This is a genomic window from Sorangium sp. So ce363 (genome assembly GCF_051520435.1).
GTDB classification, from domain to species: domain Bacteria; phylum Myxococcota_A; class Polyangia; order Polyangiales; family Polyangiaceae; genus Sorangium; species Sorangium cellulosum_B.
Window position 1 is genome coordinate 1,820,276 of sequence record NZ_CP150333.1, and the last position, 15,695, is coordinate 1,835,970.

Sequence of the window (15,695 nt, forward strand, 5' to 3'; positions counted from 1 at the left end):
GTCTTCACGGCGATCTTCTCCGGCCGACGGCGATGTCCTGCCGGACCCGCTTTCGCAGGGCGGCGATCCCGAGGCGCAGGCGGCTGCGCACGGTGTCCGGGCTGACGTCGGTCATCTCAGCGATCTCATCGACGGTGTGTTCGAGCGCGTGGTGCAGGATCAGCGCCTCGCGCTGGGCTTCGGGCAGCTCCCCCAGGTAATCGCGCACGTGGCGCGGGAGCGCCTCCTGGGCGCTCCCGCGCGACGACGCCGGGACCTCCTCGGCGTCCGACAGGTCGCCTGCGATGGGGGCGTCGCGCCGCCGCAGGGCGCGGAGGTACCGCAGCACGGTCCGCACGGCGATGCGCCGCGCCCAGCCCTCGATGACGGCCTCGCCCCGGTACGCGGGCACGGCCCTCAGGATGGCGAGCATCGCCAGCTGCGCCGCGTCGTCCGCGTCGGCCGAGCGCCGCAGGAACGCCTGCGCGACCTGCCGGACGCCCGGGAGGAGCCTGGCCACGAGCCACGCCTGGGCCGCGGGATCACCCGCCCCGGCGCGGCGGGTCCGCTCGAGATCGATGGAAGAGACGAGGGGACCTTCGGCCTGGTGAGCGCGCGTCCCCTCCGTGACGCGCACACCCATGAGGAGAGCCTGTCCATCCACGATCACGGTGACCCTGTGCCTCCCGCGGGCACGATCGGGTCATTTTTATGAGGGTGGCCCGGCGCGACGGTGGCCCGACGCGGCGAGAGCCCGCCGCGCCCCCGTCGTCACCGCCCCGCGACCGTACGAGGCGGGGCGCTCCGCGCGGCCGGCCCGAGCTCGAGGCCGATCCCACCGAGGAAGCGCAGGGGATCCGGCTGGAGATCGGCGACCCGCGGCGCGGGGGTCGAGAGCCGGTTCAGCGGCACGTCGAGGCTGGTCCAGAGGGCGATGCGGAGCTCATCGGAGATCCGGAGGCTCAGCCCCGTCGTGGGCGCGACGCTGATCAGCAGGTCGGTCACGCGCTTGTCGGACGAAAGATGCGGTCCTTCCGGCGAGGACGCTTCCGGCGGATCCGGCGATCTCCAGGGCGCGTGCGGCGCTCGCCACGCGCCGCTCCGCGAGACGACGTCGAAGGTGGCCCGGCCGCCGAGATGGAAGGCCCAGCGCCCGCTCCCGATGTCGAACCGGTGGCCCCCGCTCGCGAAGAGCGGTGTCCGATCGAGATCCAGATCGAGGCCCGCGCGCTCCACCTGGAGGTGCTGTGTGTCCATCCAGTCGTAGCCGGCGCCGACGTACGAATCGGGCGTGGGCGCCCACGACAGCGAGAGCGAGACGGCGCTCTGCCAGGGGACGTGCTCTCCGAACGTGCCGCCCGCATAACCGGCCGAGAGGAACCACCGCCGCCACCACGCGGCGTCGGCGTGCTCGAGCGTCGAGGGCGGCGGCGCGGGGCGCTCGTCCGGCGCTGGTGCGGGCCGCGATGGTGGCCGGGCAGGAGGGGCCGCGGGGGGCGCGGGCGCGTCCGGCGGCGGCGCGGCCTGCGCCGGCGAGGGCGCCAGCGCGGCGGGCGCGGCCTGCTCGGAGCCGCCGACGTCGACGCTCGCCATCCCGGCCCCGGTGATGGGCCCCTCCAGCGCCTCCGCCGCCGCCGAGCCCGCGACGTTCGCGAGCGCCTCGACGGCCACGGACGTCCGCCCGGGAGGCGCAGGGAACCGCCGCGAGTACACGCGCTCTCCGCCGCGAGGGAAGAGATACAGGGCGAGCTCGTTGCCCGGACCCGCCTCGATCCACAGCGCGCCGTGCGCGGACCATTGCTCCACGAGCGAGCGCGCCGCCGCGACGCGCTCGTGCAGATCGAGCGCGGGCGCCGGCGCGCGCCGGACCACGTGGAGCCCGACGCCCGAGGGCCGGACGTGCGCCGCGACGAGCGCCGCGGCGTGCGCCTCGAGCGGCGAGCCCGGGCGCCCGGCGACGATCAGCACGAGCGCGCGCTGCGCCGCGGGCGCATCACCCGCGCCGGCGCGCTCCGGGGCGCGCGGCTCGTCCGCCGCGGCCGCGCCCGACGCCAGCGCGAGCCACCCCGCCGCGAGCAGCGCGGGCGCCTTGCGCCGGCGCGCGGCGCAACGGGGGCAGTTCGGTCGTGCGGCGCTCGACGTCATGACTCACGATCCGCGACGCGGTCCAACGTGTCCGGCTGACGAAGGAAGAAGTAGAGTCGACCCGTAGCAGCAAACGAGCGACGACGCCACCGCGCAGCACGGCGCCGCCGCGGGCGTTCGGCCTTCAGCTCAGCGCTTCGGCGCTTCACCCGCTTCACCGCGGCGCGCGGGCGGCGAGGCGGTACAGAAGAGCAGCACCGATGCGACACATCCTCCACATCGACATGGACGCGTTCTTCGCGTCGGTCGAGCAGCTCGACGACCCCTCGCTGCGAGGCCGCCCCGTCCTGGTGGGCGGCGCCTCCCGGCGGGGCGTCGTCGCGGCCGCGTCGTACGAGGCGCGCGCCTCGGGCGCCCGCTCGGCGATGCCGATGGTCGAGGCGCTCCGCCGCTGCCCGCAGGCGATCGTGGTGCCGGTGCGGCACGCCCGCTACGCCGAGGTGAGCGCGCAGGTCTTCGCGATCTTCCGCCGCTTCACGCCGCTCGTGGAGGGGCTGTCGCTCGACGAGGCGTTCCTCGACGTGACCGCGAGCCGCGCGCTCTTCGGCGACGGCGAGGCGATCGCGGCGCAGATCAAGCGCGCGATCCGCGACGAGACCGGGCTCACGGCCTCCGCGGGCGTCGCGCCCTGCAAGTTCGCCGCGAAGATCGCGAGCGATCTGCGGAAGCCCGACGGCCTCGTCGTGGTCCCCGGCGACGTCGCCGCCTTCCTCGCGCCGCTGCCGCTCGAGCGCATGTGGGGCGTGGGCCCGCGCGCGGCCGAGCGGCTGCGCGCGGCGGGGCTCGCGACCATCGGCGATCTCGCGCGCTGCCCCGCGCCGCGCCTCCACGAGCTGCTCGGCCCCGCGTGGGGCGAGCACGTGCGGCTGCTCGCCGCGGGCGTCGACGAGCGCGCGGTCGTCCCGGGCCGCGCGGCGGAGTCGATCGGCGCGGAGGAGACCGTGGAGGAGGACCTCCGGGGCAGGGAGCCGATCGAGCATTGGCTGCTCGATCTGTCGGGCCGCGTGGCGCGGCGCCTGCTCAAGGCGGGCCTGTCCTGCCGCGCGGTGGTGGTGAAGCTCAAGTACTCGGATTTCACGCTGCGGACGCGCCAGACGACGCTGTCCGAGCCGGTCAGCGACACGGACTCGATCTACACCTGCGCGAAGGGGCTGCTGTCGCGCTTCGATCTCTCGCGGCCCGTGCGGCTCGTCGGCGTCGCCGCGAGCGACCTGACGAGCGAGACCGGCGGCCCGACGCTGAGCCTGTTCCCGGTCGCGTCCGAGCGCCGCCGCCGCCTCGAGGGCGTCGTGGCGGAGGTGGCCGAGCGCTTCGGTGGGAAGGGGCTCACCCGCGCGGCGCTGCTGGAACCCCCGCCCTCGGGCCGCGCGACGTCGCGCGCGGCCCCGGGCGAGCGCGAGAAGAAGAAATAGACGGTCTCGAGCTCGTGTAGAGTGGGACGATGGCTCGTATCGTCGATTCCAGGTGTCCGCGCTGCGGCGCCCCGCTGCCGATTCAGCCGGCGATGGATGCAGTCACCTGCCAGTACTGCGGCGCGCGGTCGCTCATCGATCGCGGCAGGAAGCCGACCACCGCGCCGATCCCGCAGGGCATGCACGTCGTCCGGGTCGCCCCGCCGTCCAGCAACGCGGCGGGGGTCATCGTGATGTCGGTCGTCATGGCCATGGTCGTGGCCGGCGCGGCCGCCGGCGCCTTCGTGTTCAGCGCGTCGGGGCCGTCCAAGGGCCGGTCGGCGCCGCTCCCCGGCCTGGGACCGAAGGCGTACTTCAGCGATCGGCCGATGCTCGCCGACGTGAACGGCGACGGCGCGCCGGACGTGATCGGCAAGAGCAACGTCCCCGCCGGCGAGGAGTGGATCGCGGCCTACGACGGGCGCGACGGCAAGCCGATCTGGAAGACGGCGGCGCTCACCAAGGACGCGGCCAACCACGAGGCGCGGCGCGCGATCGCCTCCGGCCGTCTGATCTCGATCGACGCGCTCGGCAAGGCGCAGGCCTATGATCTGCGCACCGGGACGCCGTCGTGGTCGGCGTTGCTCGGCGAGAAGGCGAGGCGGCTGTGCCAGGGCGACGGCGTCATCGTCGTCGAGACGGTCGACGACGTGAAGCACGGGCTCGATCCGGCGACCGGGACCCGGCGCGAGCTCGCGAAGGGCGCGGCCTGCAAGACGGTTCCGAGCTCGATCCAGGAAGAGGCGCCCGGTTATCGGTTCGCCCGCTGGCACGAGTTCGACGAGCTCGGGCTGCCCGGGTCGCATGAGGTCGAGGGCATGTCGGTGAGCGGCGCGATCATCCCGAGCGGGCCCGGGCCGCGGTTCCTGCTCGGCGGCCGGAGCAAGGGCAGCCAGGTCGGCATGGTGGCCGCGGTGGACAAGAAGAAGGTCCTCTGGAAGATGGTGGTGCCCGGCGTCGACCCGCTGACCACGAGGCCCACGGGGGTGGACGCGGGGGCCTATGAAGGCGGGTTCCTGGTCGTCCCTTATGACATGAAGGATCACAAGGACGGCACGCGCCTCGCCTGCTTCGAGGCCGGCACCGGCAAGCGGCTGTGGGACGTGCAGGTCCACAAGAAGTCGCAGGTCTCGTCCGGGATCTCGATCTCGGCGAACGACGTCTTCTTCGCCAGCTGGACGGCGCTTTACGTGTTCTCGCTGAAGACGGGGCAACTCAGGTACATGATCGGGACCGAGTTCTAGGCTTCCGGCGCGCCCGCGGCAGCGCGGGCTCCAGGGCTCCCCGCCATGTCGTCCGTCCAGCAGAACCCCTGGCGCATCTGCGTCTACCACGGCGTTCAATCGCTGATGTTCCCGGCGGCCATCTTCCCGCTGTTCTGGACGCAGGACATCGGCATGAGCGTGGCCACCATGATGACCGTGCAGGGCGCGTTCAGCCTGAGCATCGCGCTCTTCGAGTTCCCGTCGGGCTACATCGCCGATCGCCTGGGCCACCGCCGCGCGCTCGTGATCGCCTCCTTTTGCATCCTGGCCGGCTGGGTCCTCTACGCGCTCTCGCGCGGGCTCTGGTCGGTGCTGCTCGCCGAGCTGGTGCTCGGCGTCGGGTTCTCCCTTGTCTCGGGGGCAGACTCCGCGCTCCTCTTCGACTCGCTGCGAGAGCAGGGCAAAGAGCACGAGTTCGCCCGCTGGTACGGCCGCATGCGCTCGATCGCGCAGATCGCCTCGGGGAGCGCCGCGCTCGCCGCGGGCTTCCTTTATGCGCGCTGGTCCCGCCTGCCGTTCGCGATGGAGGCCGCGGCCTGGGCGCTCGCGGCGGGGATCGCCCTCCGGTTCGGCGAGACGCGGCGCGCCGAGCCGAAGGTCGAGGACCACCTGGGCCGCATGCGCGCGATCGTGCGCGACGCGCTGTTCGAGCGCGCCGACTTCCGCGCGGTGCTGCTGCTCGGCGTCGCGCTCGCGCTCGCGTCGTACCTGCCGACGTGGCTCATGGCGCTGTACGCGACCGAGGCCGGCGCCCCGGTCGCGTGGATAGGCCCCATGTGGGCCCTCGCGAGCTTCACCACCGCGCTCGGCTCGATGCTGAGCGAGCGCGCCGGCCGCCGCCTCGGCATGACGGGGACGCTGCTCGCGTGCGTCGTCCTGGTGGCGGCCGGGTACCTCGGCCTCGCGCTCTCGCGCCACGTGCTCGGGGTCGCGTTCTATTTCCTGCTCACGCTCGTGCGCGGGCTGCACATGCCGCTGCTCCACCACGAGGAGCAGCGCCTCGCGCCCGACGGCGATCGCGCGAGCTGCGTCTCGCTCCGCAGCTTCCTCTTCCGCCTCGCCTTCGTGCTGCTCGGGCCCGTCGTGGGGATGGGCGTCGATCGCTACGGGCACCGCCCCGTGCTGTGGGCCTCGGGCGCGCTCCTCGTCGCGCTGACGAGCGCGGCGTTCGGCCTGTTCGTCGCGCGCGCGGCGCGGCGTGATGAGGCGCCGGCGCCGCGGTGCTAGGGCGCCTGTCATGAAGAAGATCGAGAGAGAGGACGAGGTGGACCGGCTCATCAAGCTCGTGGGCGCCGGGTCCTGGGACGTCATCCACGGGATCCTGGAGCGGCAGTTCTCCGTGCTCCACAACCGCGCTCAGGTGCTCATCGGTCTGTGCGGCATCGTCATCACCACGACCGGCTTCTCCGGCCGCCTCATCGCCGGCACCAGCCCCCACGCGCAGGGGCTGATCATCGCCGGCGTGGCGATCGTCCTGCTCTCCGCGACCCTGATCGTCTGGGGTGTGCAGCACATCCGCTGGCTCACCCAGCAACCGGGCGACGACCTGCGTGGCTGGCTCTTCGCCTCGCTCGCCTACCGCGATCGCAAGACAACGATCTACCGTGTCGCCATCGCGTTCCTGCTGGTCGGCCTCTCGTTTTATGTGATCGCCATTGCCATGATGCTACTCCACCCCACTGCGGCCCCGTCGCCGGGTGGGCGCTGAGCCCTGCGCCCCGATGACCGATGGGGCCTCGCCACGGGCACCGCGCGCCGCCGTCGCCTCGACATCACACCACGGCCGAGCAGCCAGGGACGCTCAGCTGTTGGTGCCGGCGGGCGCCCGCGCTCCGGACGCGACTTCGCAGGTGGCATGATGTGGCCTCTTCACGCGCATTGGCGCCGGCGTCGCTGATCGCGAAATGCGCTGAACTGTAACGACGGATCCGCACGTCCGTGTTGTTGAGAAGTTGCTCTGTCCAGGATAGTCTCGTCCCGTGCTGTTTGGCTCGGAGGAGCTCGGGCGCGGTCGGAGCCGCTGAAGGCGAACGGCGGCATTGGCCGGGGCCTCGCGGGATGGATCTAGGAGGGGCTAGGATGAGAACAGTTCGTTCCACGGCGGGGTGTGGGTTGTTGGTTTTCGCGTTCGCCGTCATGGGTTGCACGGACAACCCCGCGAACCAGGACGGTACGGGCGGGGGCTTCCCCTTCCCCCCGAGCACATCGTCGGGCTTGACGGGCGCGACCAGCAGCTCGAGCGGCGCAGCAACCACCGGTGATGGCGGCGCAGGTGGTGGTGCCGGCGGCGGTGTGGGTGGAGGCGTCGTTGATCCGGGCGATGGCTGCCCTGGCTGCGCGCGGCTCTCCGTGCCGCTCACGAGGGCGATGCAGGCCACACAGTTCATGATCTTCTTCCACGAGAAGGTCGACCTGACCGGCGCGACCGTCACGTTCCGCGTGAGGACCCGTGCCGGCACGAGCGGCGCTCTGCAGCCGTTCGTGCAGAACGGGGGCGATCTCGGCTATGCGAACATCGGCTACTCGTGGAACCCGCTTGTCGACATGGGACAGTGGACGGAGCTCAAGATCGATGTCGATTCGCTGGCTCCGGCAAATCCAAACTTCAACCGCACCGTGGTGGAGATGATCGGGGTTCAGGTCACGGCGGGCAACACGGGGCCCTGGTCCAATCCGACGGTTGTTGATGTCGACTCCGTCACGGTCACGAGACCCGGCACAGGCGAAGGGGCTCCGAGCAGCCAGCGCTTCTCCTTTGGCCCTAGCGGGGAGCGCGGCGAAGGCGGCGCCGGGGGTGAAGGCGGCGCCGGGGGGATGAGCGGCGCCGGAGGCGCGGGCGGCACCAGCGGCGATGGCGGCGCGGGGGGTATGAGCGGCGCCGGAGGCGCGGGTGGGGTGGCCGGGGCCGGAGGCGCGGGCGGTGAAGGCGGTGAAGGCGGCGAAGGCGGCGGCAGCGCGAGCAGCAGCAGCAGCAGCGCGAGCAGCAGCAGCAGCGCGAGCAGCAGCAGCAGCGCGAGCAGCGGAGGCGGCGAAGGCGGCGAAGGCGGCGGAGGCGGCGAAGGCGGCGAAGGCGGCGAAGGCGGCGGCTCCAGCGTCGATGTGATTCATGTGAGGGGTCCGTACGAGTTCACGACGAGCGAGGAGCCGATGGTGGTCAACGACTACCAGCCCGTGGAAGGCTCGACGGTGACCCACGTCGCCCCGTGACCCCTGGCTATCCCGTGGCGCCCCCTGTACCCCGTCAGGGAGGTCCACGAGACACGTGTTGAAGCATCCTTCTGCACCGATCTGACGACGATTCCGGACGCGACGGCGAGGGGCTCGGCACGCTCGGCGAGCCGAGCGCGCTGCCGCGTCCGGAGGTGCCTTGAATGAACGAGGTGCGCTGTCGGCGGCGTCGTCGCGGCGACGATGGTCGCTGAGGAAGCGATTGGCACGACAGAGCGCTGATCTGCGCTCTCGGGATGCCGCGCTGTGCTCGGGCTCGACTCCGCAGGTGGTCTCATGTGGCTGCCGCGCCTCGCTTTGCGCGACTCCGTAGGTGGTCGCATGTGGCCGCTGCGCCGCGCTCGGGCTCGACTCCACAGGTGGTCTCATGTGGCTGCCGCGCTCGCAGCAGCGCCAGCGCCGAACGATGCCAAGCGCGTTGGGTTCTGGTGACGGATTCGCACGTCCGGGCTGTTGAGAAAGTTGTCTGTCCAGGATAATGTCGCTGCTTGCGGGGCTGGCTCGGGAGCGATCGAGTGCGGTGAGAGCCGCTCCGGCGAACGGCGGCTTCGGCTGCGCAGCCTCGCGGGGGCCTATCCAGGAGGGGTCACGATGAGATCAGTTCTTTCTTTGGCGGTGTACGGGGTGCTGGTCGGCGCGTTCGCCATGACGGGTTGCGGTGACGACGAGTCGACCGGCAGCGGCGGTGCGGGCGGGACGGGCGGCGGGAGCTCGTCCACCTCCAGCACGTCGTCGAGCTCGACCAGCTCGGGCTCTGACGGCGGCGGCGGCGCGGGTGATGGCGGTTCAAACGCGGATGGCGGCGGGGGTGCGGGCGACGGCGGCAACGGATCGAGCGACGGCGGCGGTGGTTCGAGCGATGGCGGCGGTGGTTCGAGCGATGGCGGCGGTGGTTCCGGCGACGGCGGCAGCAGCCCGGGTGTTGGCGGCGGCGGCAGCTCGGGCGAAGGCGGCGGCAGCTCGGGTGAAGGCGGCGGCGGCTCGGTCCCGGAGGAGCGTTGCTCCGGTTGCGCGCGGCTGTCCGTGCCGTTCACGACCGCGAATACCGCGACGCAGTTCTTCATCGAGTTTGCCTCGCCGGTCGATCTGACGGGGAGCACGGTCACGTTCCGTGTGAAGACCCACGCCGGCACGAGCGGCGGCGTGCAGCCGTTCGTGCAAAACGGGGCGGACCTGTTCTACGCGAACATCGGCTATTCGTGGAATCCGATCGCCGGGCTGGCAGACTGGAAAGAGATCACGATCGATGTCGACGCCTTGGCCCCATCGCGTCCCAACTTCAACCGCACCCTGGTGAAGTTGATTGGACTCCAGCTCACGGCGGGCGGCACCGGGCCTTGGACCAACCCGACCGTCCTCTACGTCGACTCCATCACCGTCACGAAACCCGGCACTCCGAGCGCCGCGCGAGGCGCCGCACCGAGCGGCGAGCGCGGCGAGGGCGGCGCCGGCGGTGAGGGCGGCGCCGGCGGGTGGAGCGGCGAAGGTGGCGCCGGCGGGTGGAGCGGCGAAGGTGGCGCCGGCGGCGAGAGCGGCGTGGGCGGCGCCGGTGGGACGAGCGGTGACGTCGGCGCCGGTGGCGAGAGCGGCGTGGGCGGCGCCGGTGGCGAAGGCGGCACGGCCGGTGTCGGCGGCGAAGGCGGCACGGCCGGTGTCGGCGGCGCGGGCGGCGAAGGCGGTTCGGCCGGTGTCGGCGGCGCGGGCGGTGAAGGCGGCGGCTCCAGTGGAGAGGTGATCCACGTGGTGGGTCCGTTCGAGTTCACGACCGGCGCGGAGCCGATGGTGGTCGGCAACTACATGCCGGTGGCCGGCTCGTTGCTGACCCACATCGCCGAGTGATCCCGGGCCAGCCGGGGAGCACGCTGCGCCGGACGCAGCGAAGCACGCACGGCGCGCCAGAGCATCCAACAGCCTGAACTCGTGACAACGCCAGCCGGAGGGGCTCGACAGCCCCCCGGCGAGCTTTCTCTGGTTGCGCTGGCGCGAGCTGCGCGATGAGAATGGCTTCGACGCGCCGAGCCCCGGCGCGCTCGATGGACCGACCCACGGCGAGCTCAGGACAGCGTTTCAAGGAGGATTCGAATGAGAAAGGTCGTCTATGACATCGCGGTGACGGTCGACGGCTTCATCTCGCACGAGGACGGCTCGGTGGACGGCTTCGCGATGCAAGGAGAGCACGTCGCCGATTACGTCGAGCGTCTGAAGGGCTACGACACCGTCGTGATGGGGCGAAGGACGTACGAGTGGGGCTATCCCTTCGGGCTCGTCCCGGGGAAGCGAGCCTACCCGCACATGGCGCATTACATCTTCTCGAAGACCCTCCGCTTCGGCGAGGGCGCCGAGGTGGAGGTCGTGGATCGTGACGAGATCGCGGCCCTGAAGCGGCTGAAGGAGGGCGACGGAACCGATATCTATCTCTGCGGGGGCGGCGCCTTCGCCGGCTTCCTCCTCGATAACGACCTCATCGATCAGCTCGTCCTCAAGGTGAATCCCATCGTCTTCGGGCACGGGGTCCGGCTCTTCGGCGGCAGCTCCAGGAAGGTCGAGCTGGCGCTCCTCGGCGCGACGTCGTACACGAACGGCGTCTCGCTCCTCCGGTACGACGTGAAGCGCAGGGGCGCGGCCTGAGGGGCCGCCCCGGCGAGGGCGTGCCGCACGATTCCGTCGCGACGCCGTCGTCGGGCCCGCCGCGGCGCTTTTGTCGGGCGGGCGCTGAGCGCCGCGCCTCGACGGGGCTCATCTGGTTGCCGGGCTCACACGTTTGGCCTGTTGAGAAAAATTTCTGCCCAGGGTAGCTTGCGCCACGCGGCTGGCTCGGAGGAGCTAGCGGGCGGTGGCAACCGCCATGGCGAACGGCGGCCCGGGCTGCGTGGCCTCGTGGTGCACATCAGGAGAGGGTCAGGATGAGATCAGTTCTTTCTTTGGCAATGTGCGGGATGCTGGTCGGCGCATTCGCCATGACGGGTTGCGGTGATGACGACACCACCGGCAGCGGCGGTGCGGGCGGTGGGACCACCTCCAGCACGACGTCGAGCTCCTCCCGCAGCAGCTCGACCAGCTCGGGCGGCGGCGAAGGCGGCGAAGGCGGCGCGGGCGGCAGCGATGGTGGCGCCGGCGGCGAAGGCGGCGCGGGCGGCAGCGACGGTGGCGCCGGCGGCGAAGGCGGCGAAGGCGGCGCGGGCGGCGGCGCCCCCGACATCGGTCCCGGTCCGGAGGAGAGCTGCTCGGGTTGCGCCCGGCTTGCTGTGCCGCTCACCACGGCTTCCACGGGGACGCTGTTCCAGTTCGACTTCGCTCAGGTGGTCGACCTGACCGGCGCTACCGTCACGTTCCGTGTGAAGGCTCAAACCGCCACCGGCGGTGGTCTGCAGGTCTTCGTGCAGAACGGCAATGCACAGGGCTGGGCGGGCGTCCCCTGGGCGTGGACGAGCTTCAGCGACCTGAAAGAGTGGACCGAGCTCACCATCGACGTCGATGCCTCCGCCGCAGCGTCCGAGATGTTCAAAAAGGACCAGGTGAAGCGCATCGGCGTCAAGGTCGACGCAGGTGCCGAGGGGCCCTGGGCCAACCCGACCATCGTCTATATCGACTCCATCACCGTCACGAGGTCTGCCAGCACGAGCGGTTCGGGCGGAGCGGGCGGCGCGGGCGGTGCCGGCGGCGCGGGTGGCGCCGGCGGCGCGGGTGGCACGAGCGGTGAGGGCGGCTCGGGCGGCGCTGGCGGCACGAGCGGCGAGGGCGGCTCGGCGGGCGCCACCGGTGAGGGCGGCGCTGGCGGCACGAGCGGCGAGGGCGGCTCGGCGGGCGCCACCGGTGAGGGCGGCGCCGGCGGCACGAGCGGCGAGGGCGGCGCCGGCGGCGCGAGCGGCGAGGTGGTCCATGTGATCGGTCCGTTCGAGTTCACGGACGGGCTGCAGAACTTCCTGCTCGGCGATTACCAGACCGTGCCAGGCTCGAGGCTGGATCCCCTCGGCGAGTGATCCACGAGGGCCTGCGGCGCTCGCTCTCGCGCTGCTGCGCGGAGCGAGCGTCCGGGCCGCCTCATCGATCATCGAGGGCGCGCTCCCCGGTGCGCTCCAGCCCGACCCAGCTTCCCCGTCTCACATAACTGCGGTGTGGCGGCGTATTTTGGCCGAAGGTGGGGGCTTTTGAACCGCCAAGGACGCCAAAGACGCCAAGAAAAACATAAAATCTTGGCGTCTTATGGCGTCTCATGGCGTCTTGGCGGCCTCATCCTTCCGGCGGGGCGGGGGAATTCCCCCGCCACACGCCACGCTGCTGAAGCATGATCCGAACCGTCCACACGACCCGCTACGTCACCCCGCTCCGCGAGGGCGGGTCGCTGCCGGCCCTCGTCGAGGCCGATGACGACGGGCTCTATGTCCTGAAGCTCCGCGGCGCCGGCCAGGGGCCGAAGGCGCTCATCGCGGAGCTCGTCGCCGGGGAGATCGGGCGCGCGCTCGGGCTCCCGGTGCCGGAGATCGTCTTCATGGAGCTCGACCCCGCCTTCGGGCGCGCCGAGCCGGATCCGGAGCTGTCCGACCTGCTCTCGGCGAGCGCCGGCTTGAACCTCGCCCTCGACTACCTGCCCGGATCGCTCGCCTTCCAGCCGCTCGCCGGCCCGGCGATCGACCCGGGGCTTGCGGCCGCCGTCGTCTGGTTCGACGCCTTCATGAGCAACGTGGACCGGACGCCCAAGAACCCCAACCTGCTCCTGTGGCACCGCCGCCTCTGGCTGATCGACCACGGCGCGGCGCTCTATGTCCACCACGCCTGGACCGACGCGACCGACCCGCGCGCCGACGCGGACGACCGCTTCCCGCTCGTCAAGAGCCATGTCCTGCTCCCGTTCGCGGGCGATCTCGCCGCGGCCGACGCCGCGCTGAGCGCCCGGCTCACGCCCGAGCGCATCGCGGGGATCGTCGCCGCGATCCCGGACGCGTGGCTGGCCGACCAGGACCCCCGCGCCCGGCCCTCGGGCGAGCGGCGGTCCGCGTTCTCGCCCGGCGCGGCCGAGGCGCCGCAGCCCGATGCGGCGCCGGTCGCGGCGCGGCGCGCGGCGTACGCCGCCTACCTGACCCACCGCCTCGCGTCGCCGCGGGGCTTCGTCGAGGAGGCGCTCGATGCAGCCCGTGACCGGCGGTAGCCCTCCGGGCGCGCCCGCCGCCGCCGACCCGTTCGATTACGCCGTGCTGCGCGTGGTCCCGCGCGTGGAGCGCGGCGAGCGCGTCAACGTCGGGGTGGTCCTCTTCTGCCGCGCCCGGGGCTTCCTCGACGCGCGCTTCGAGCCCGACGAGCGGCGCCTGCTCGCCCTCTGGCCCGACCTCGACCTGGAGGCGGTCCGCGGCCACCTCGACTTCATCCGCCGCGTCTGCGCCGGCGATCGGGCGTGCGGGTACGTCGCCGAGCTCCCCCAGGCCGAGCGCTTCGGCTGGGTGGTGTCCCCGGCGAGCACCGTCGTCCAGCCCTCGCGTGTCCACGCGGGCCTCGGCGCCGACCCGGCCGCGGCGCTCGAGCGGCTGCTCGCGACGCTGGTGCGGCCAGGGCGGTCCGGACAGGGCTGATCGGCGCGGCGCGAGCCCGCGCTCCAGGGTCAGTGGCCGTCCTTTTCGCGGTTCATCGCCTGCTTCACCGCGGTCACGACGCCCAGCACGACCGCGCCGGCCGCGACGCCGACGATCATGTTGGCGAGCGACGGCACCACCGCGCCGAGCACGGCGCCGGCGCCCTGGGTCATGTCCTCGATGTGGTGGTGAAGCCACGGCACGCCGTGCGTCAGGATGCCGCCGCCGACGAGGAACATCGCCGCCGTGCCGGCGACCGACAGACCCTTCATCAGCCACGGCGCCGCCTTCAGGATGCCGCTGCCGAGCGACTGCTGGAGACCGCCGCTCTGGCGGCTCAGGTAGAGGCCGGCGTCGTCGAGCTTCACGATGCCTGCGACCAGGCCGTAGACGCCCACGGTCATGAGCAGGGCGATGCCGGTCAGCACGGCGACCTGCGTGCCGAACGGCGACGCCGCCACGGTGCCCAGCGTGATCGCGATGATCTCGGCCGACAGGATGAAGTCGGTGCGCACAGCGCCCTTGATCTTCGCCCTCTCGAACTCGACGAGGTCGATCTTCGGATCGGAGAGCGCCTGCACGAGCTCGGCGTGGTGCGCCTCGTCCTCGTACTTGCTGTGCAGCACCTTGTGGGCGACCTTCTCGAAGCCCTCGTAACAGAGGAAGGCGCCGCCGATCATCAGCAGGGGCGTGACGGCCCAGGGCGCGAGGGCGCTGATCGCCAGCGCCGCCGGCACCAGGATGGCCTTGTTGAGCATCGAGCCCTTCGCCACGGCCAGCACGACCGGCAGCTCGCGGTCGGCGTTGACGCCCGTCACCTGCTGCGCGTTCAGCGCCAGATCGTCGCCCAGCACGCCGGCGGTCTTCTTGGCGGCCACCTTCGTCAGCACGGCAACGTCGTCCAGCACGGTGGCGATGTCGTCGATCAGGGCGAGCAGGCTGCTTCCGGCCATGGAGTGAGGTCCTCGTCGGGTGAATGGGGTAGGAGCGTAGGAGCGTAGGAGCGTAGGAGCGTGGCGAACGTCACGGGCGGCGCCGCAGCGCAGCCGTCGCGGTGGGCATGGTAGCGGGCGTCGGCGGCCTTCGGGTCGAAGATCCTGGGCGCCCACGTCGATCGGCCAGCCCGGCCGTCGGCGCCGCGCCGCGGCTCACGCGCTCTCTTCGATCCCCGACGGCGACTCCAGCCCCGGCGGCTCTTCCAGGCTGATGCGCCCGAGCCGGCCGGCGCGGAAGTCGTGGACCAGGATGTCCGACGCCTTGTGCAGGTCCACCGCCCCGCCGCTGCGCAGGCAGCCGCGGCGGCGGCCGATCTCCTCGATCAGCGCGGCGGCCGTCTCCGGCAGCTCCTTCAGCTTGTAGCGGGCGACGAGGAGCTCGGGGTAGCGCCGCAGGAAGTACCCCGCCGCGAACAGGGCGACGCTCTGGTAATCGATGGCCGTGTCGGGGATCGCCCCGCCCACGGCCAGGCGGAACGAGGCCGCCTCATCGTCGATCTTGGGCCAGAGGATCCCCGGGTTGTCGGAGATGGCCATGCCGGTCTTCAAGGTGACGAGCTGCTGGCTCTTCGTGACCGCGGGCTCGTCGCCGACCTTGGCGACCTTGCGCTCCATGAGCAGGTTGATGAGCGTCGATTTGCCGACGTTGGGGATCCCCACGATCATGGCCCGCACCACCTTGCCGGGGCCGTTCTTGGGGGGCGCGAGGCGCTTGCAGAGCTCCGGGATCCGGCGCCGCGCCTCGGACGACTGGCTCGCGGAGATCGCGATCGCGAGCACCTGGCCCCCCGGCGAGGCGCCGCGCTCCGCCTCGTCAGGCGGCGCGGCGCCCTCCGCCTCGAAGTAGCGGAGCCACGCCGTGGTGACGGCCGGGTCCGCCAGATCGCTCTTGTTCAGGACCTTGATGCACGGCTTCTGGCCGCGCAGCTCGGCCAGGACGGGGTTCTCGCTGGCCAGCGGCATGCGGGCGTCGAGCACCTCGATGACGACGTCCTGCGACGGCATCGACTCGGCGATCGTGCGCCGAGCCTTGGTCATGTGGCCTGGATACCATTGGATCGACATCCG

General features: G+C 72.1%; 14 protein-coding genes. 10 read left to right on the forward strand and 4 right to left on the reverse strand.

Annotated features, from left to right (window positions below; translation table 11 throughout):
- Positions 1-4: 4 nt before the first annotated feature.
- Positions 5-622 carry an RNA polymerase sigma factor gene (locus WMF12_RS06970; RefSeq protein WP_437744829.1) on the reverse strand — a complete coding sequence of 206 codons (618 nt, stop codon included), beginning with the start codon at positions 620-622 and terminating at the stop codon, positions 5-7.
- 128 nt (positions 623-750) lie between these two features.
- Positions 751-2,124, reverse strand: a complete 1,374-nt coding sequence (locus WMF12_RS06975) for a hypothetical protein (RefSeq protein ID WP_437869576.1) — start codon at positions 2,122-2,124, stop codon at positions 751-753.
- 200 nt (positions 2,125-2,324) lie between these two features.
- On the opposite strand from WMF12_RS06975, the gene WMF12_RS06980 reads away from it, so the two are divergent.
- The 10 genes from WMF12_RS06980 (at position 2,325) to WMF12_RS07025 (ending at position 13,632) form a co-directional block, all read left to right on the forward strand.
- Positions 2,325-3,536, forward strand: coding sequence for a DNA polymerase IV (locus WMF12_RS06980; protein WP_437869577.1), 1,212 nt, complete (start codon positions 2,325-2,327; stop codon positions 3,534-3,536).
- 29 nt (positions 3,537-3,565) lie between these two features.
- Entirely contained in the window at positions 3,566-4,819 is a 1,254-nt protein-coding gene (locus WMF12_RS06985; protein ID WP_437869578.1) for an outer membrane protein assembly factor BamB family protein, read from the forward strand.
- 45 nt (positions 4,820-4,864) lie between these two features.
- On the forward strand, positions 4,865-6,067 hold the full coding sequence (locus WMF12_RS06990; RefSeq protein ID WP_437744833.1) for an MFS transporter: 1,203 nt from the start codon (positions 4,865-4,867) through the stop codon (positions 6,065-6,067).
- Between the two features lie 10 nt (positions 6,068-6,077).
- On the forward strand, positions 6,078-6,548 hold the full coding sequence (locus WMF12_RS06995; RefSeq protein ID WP_437869582.1) for a hypothetical protein: 471 nt from the start codon (positions 6,078-6,080) through the stop codon (positions 6,546-6,548).
- A 371-nt stretch (positions 6,549-6,919) separates the two neighbouring features.
- The gene (locus WMF12_RS07000) at positions 6,920-8,047 is read left to right on the forward strand and encodes a hypothetical protein (protein ID WP_437869586.1); all 1,128 of its coding nucleotides are present in this window, start codon (positions 6,920-6,922) and stop codon (positions 8,045-8,047) included.
- 612 nt (positions 8,048-8,659) lie between these two features.
- Entirely contained in the window at positions 8,660-9,907 is a 1,248-nt protein-coding gene (locus tag WMF12_RS07005; RefSeq protein ID WP_437869587.1) for a hypothetical protein, read from the forward strand.
- Between the two features lie 243 nt (positions 9,908-10,150).
- Positions 10,151-10,696: a dihydrofolate reductase family protein gene (locus tag WMF12_RS07010; protein WP_437869590.1), complete on the forward strand. Its 546-nt coding sequence runs from the start codon at positions 10,151-10,153 to the stop codon at positions 10,694-10,696.
- Between the two features lie 308 nt (positions 10,697-11,004).
- Positions 11,005-12,048, forward strand: coding sequence for a hypothetical protein (locus WMF12_RS07015; RefSeq protein ID WP_437869591.1), 1,044 nt, complete (start codon positions 11,005-11,007; stop codon positions 12,046-12,048).
- A 305-nt stretch (positions 12,049-12,353) separates the two neighbouring features.
- Positions 12,354-13,214: a HipA family kinase gene (locus tag WMF12_RS07020; RefSeq protein ID WP_437869593.1), complete on the forward strand. Its 861-nt coding sequence runs from the start codon at positions 12,354-12,356 to the stop codon at positions 13,212-13,214.
- Positions 13,192-13,632 carry a DUF3037 domain-containing protein gene (locus tag WMF12_RS07025; protein ID WP_437869595.1) on the forward strand — a complete coding sequence of 147 codons (441 nt, stop codon included), beginning with the start codon at positions 13,192-13,194 and terminating at the stop codon, positions 13,630-13,632. Before WMF12_RS07020 ends, WMF12_RS07025 begins: the two co-directional genes overlap by 23 nt.
- Before the next feature lie 29 nt (positions 13,633-13,661).
- On the opposite strand, the gene WMF12_RS07030 is transcribed toward WMF12_RS07025, so the two are convergent.
- Together WMF12_RS07030 and ylqF are read right to left on the reverse strand one after the other, a co-directional pair.
- Complete coding sequence (locus tag WMF12_RS07030) at positions 13,662-14,585, reverse strand: DUF808 domain-containing protein (protein ID WP_437869598.1); 924 nt, start codon at positions 14,583-14,585, stop codon at positions 13,662-13,664.
- A gap of 195 nt (positions 14,586-14,780) precedes the next feature.
- Entirely contained in the window at positions 14,781-15,692 is a 912-nt protein-coding gene (gene ylqF, locus WMF12_RS07035) for a ribosome biogenesis GTPase YlqF (protein ID WP_437744842.1), read from the reverse strand.
- Between the last annotated feature and the right edge of the window lie 3 nt (positions 15,693-15,695).

What these genes read in the sequence shown, in the direction of transcription:
- WMF12_RS06970 (WP_437744829.1), bottom strand. Translation starts at nt 622, where the DNA reads ATGGGTGTGCGCGTCACGGAGGGGACGCGCGCTCACCAGGCCGAAGGT.
- WMF12_RS06975 (WP_437869576.1), bottom strand. Translation starts at nt 2,124, where the DNA reads ATGACGTCGAGCGCCGCACGACCGAACTGCCCCCGTTGCGCCGCGCGC.
- WMF12_RS06980 (WP_437869577.1), top strand. Translation starts at nt 2,325, where the DNA reads ATGCGACACATCCTCCACATCGACATGGACGCGTTCTTCGCGTCGGTC.
- WMF12_RS06985 (WP_437869578.1), top strand. Translation starts at nt 3,566, where the DNA reads ATGGCTCGTATCGTCGATTCCAGGTGTCCGCGCTGCGGCGCCCCGCTG.
- WMF12_RS06990 (WP_437744833.1), top strand. Translation starts at nt 4,865, where the DNA reads ATGTCGTCCGTCCAGCAGAACCCCTGGCGCATCTGCGTCTACCACGGC.
- WMF12_RS06995 (WP_437869582.1), top strand. Translation starts at nt 6,078, where the DNA reads ATGAAGAAGATCGAGAGAGAGGACGAGGTGGACCGGCTCATCAAGCTC.
- WMF12_RS07000 (WP_437869586.1), top strand. Translation starts at nt 6,920, where the DNA reads ATGAGAACAGTTCGTTCCACGGCGGGGTGTGGGTTGTTGGTTTTCGCG.
- WMF12_RS07005 (WP_437869587.1), top strand. Translation starts at nt 8,660, where the DNA reads ATGAGATCAGTTCTTTCTTTGGCGGTGTACGGGGTGCTGGTCGGCGCG.
- WMF12_RS07010 (WP_437869590.1), top strand. Translation starts at nt 10,151, where the DNA reads ATGAGAAAGGTCGTCTATGACATCGCGGTGACGGTCGACGGCTTCATC.
- WMF12_RS07015 (WP_437869591.1), top strand. Translation starts at nt 11,005, where the DNA reads ATGCTGGTCGGCGCATTCGCCATGACGGGTTGCGGTGATGACGACACC.
- WMF12_RS07020 (WP_437869593.1), top strand. Translation starts at nt 12,354, where the DNA reads ATGATCCGAACCGTCCACACGACCCGCTACGTCACCCCGCTCCGCGAG.
- WMF12_RS07025 (WP_437869595.1), top strand. Translation starts at nt 13,192, where the DNA reads ATGCAGCCCGTGACCGGCGGTAGCCCTCCGGGCGCGCCCGCCGCCGCC.
- WMF12_RS07030 (WP_437869598.1), bottom strand. Translation starts at nt 14,585, where the DNA reads ATGGCCGGAAGCAGCCTGCTCGCCCTGATCGACGACATCGCCACCGTG.
- ylqF (WP_437744842.1), bottom strand. Translation starts at nt 15,692, where the DNA reads ATGTCGATCCAATGGTATCCAGGCCACATGACCAAGGCTCGGCGCACG.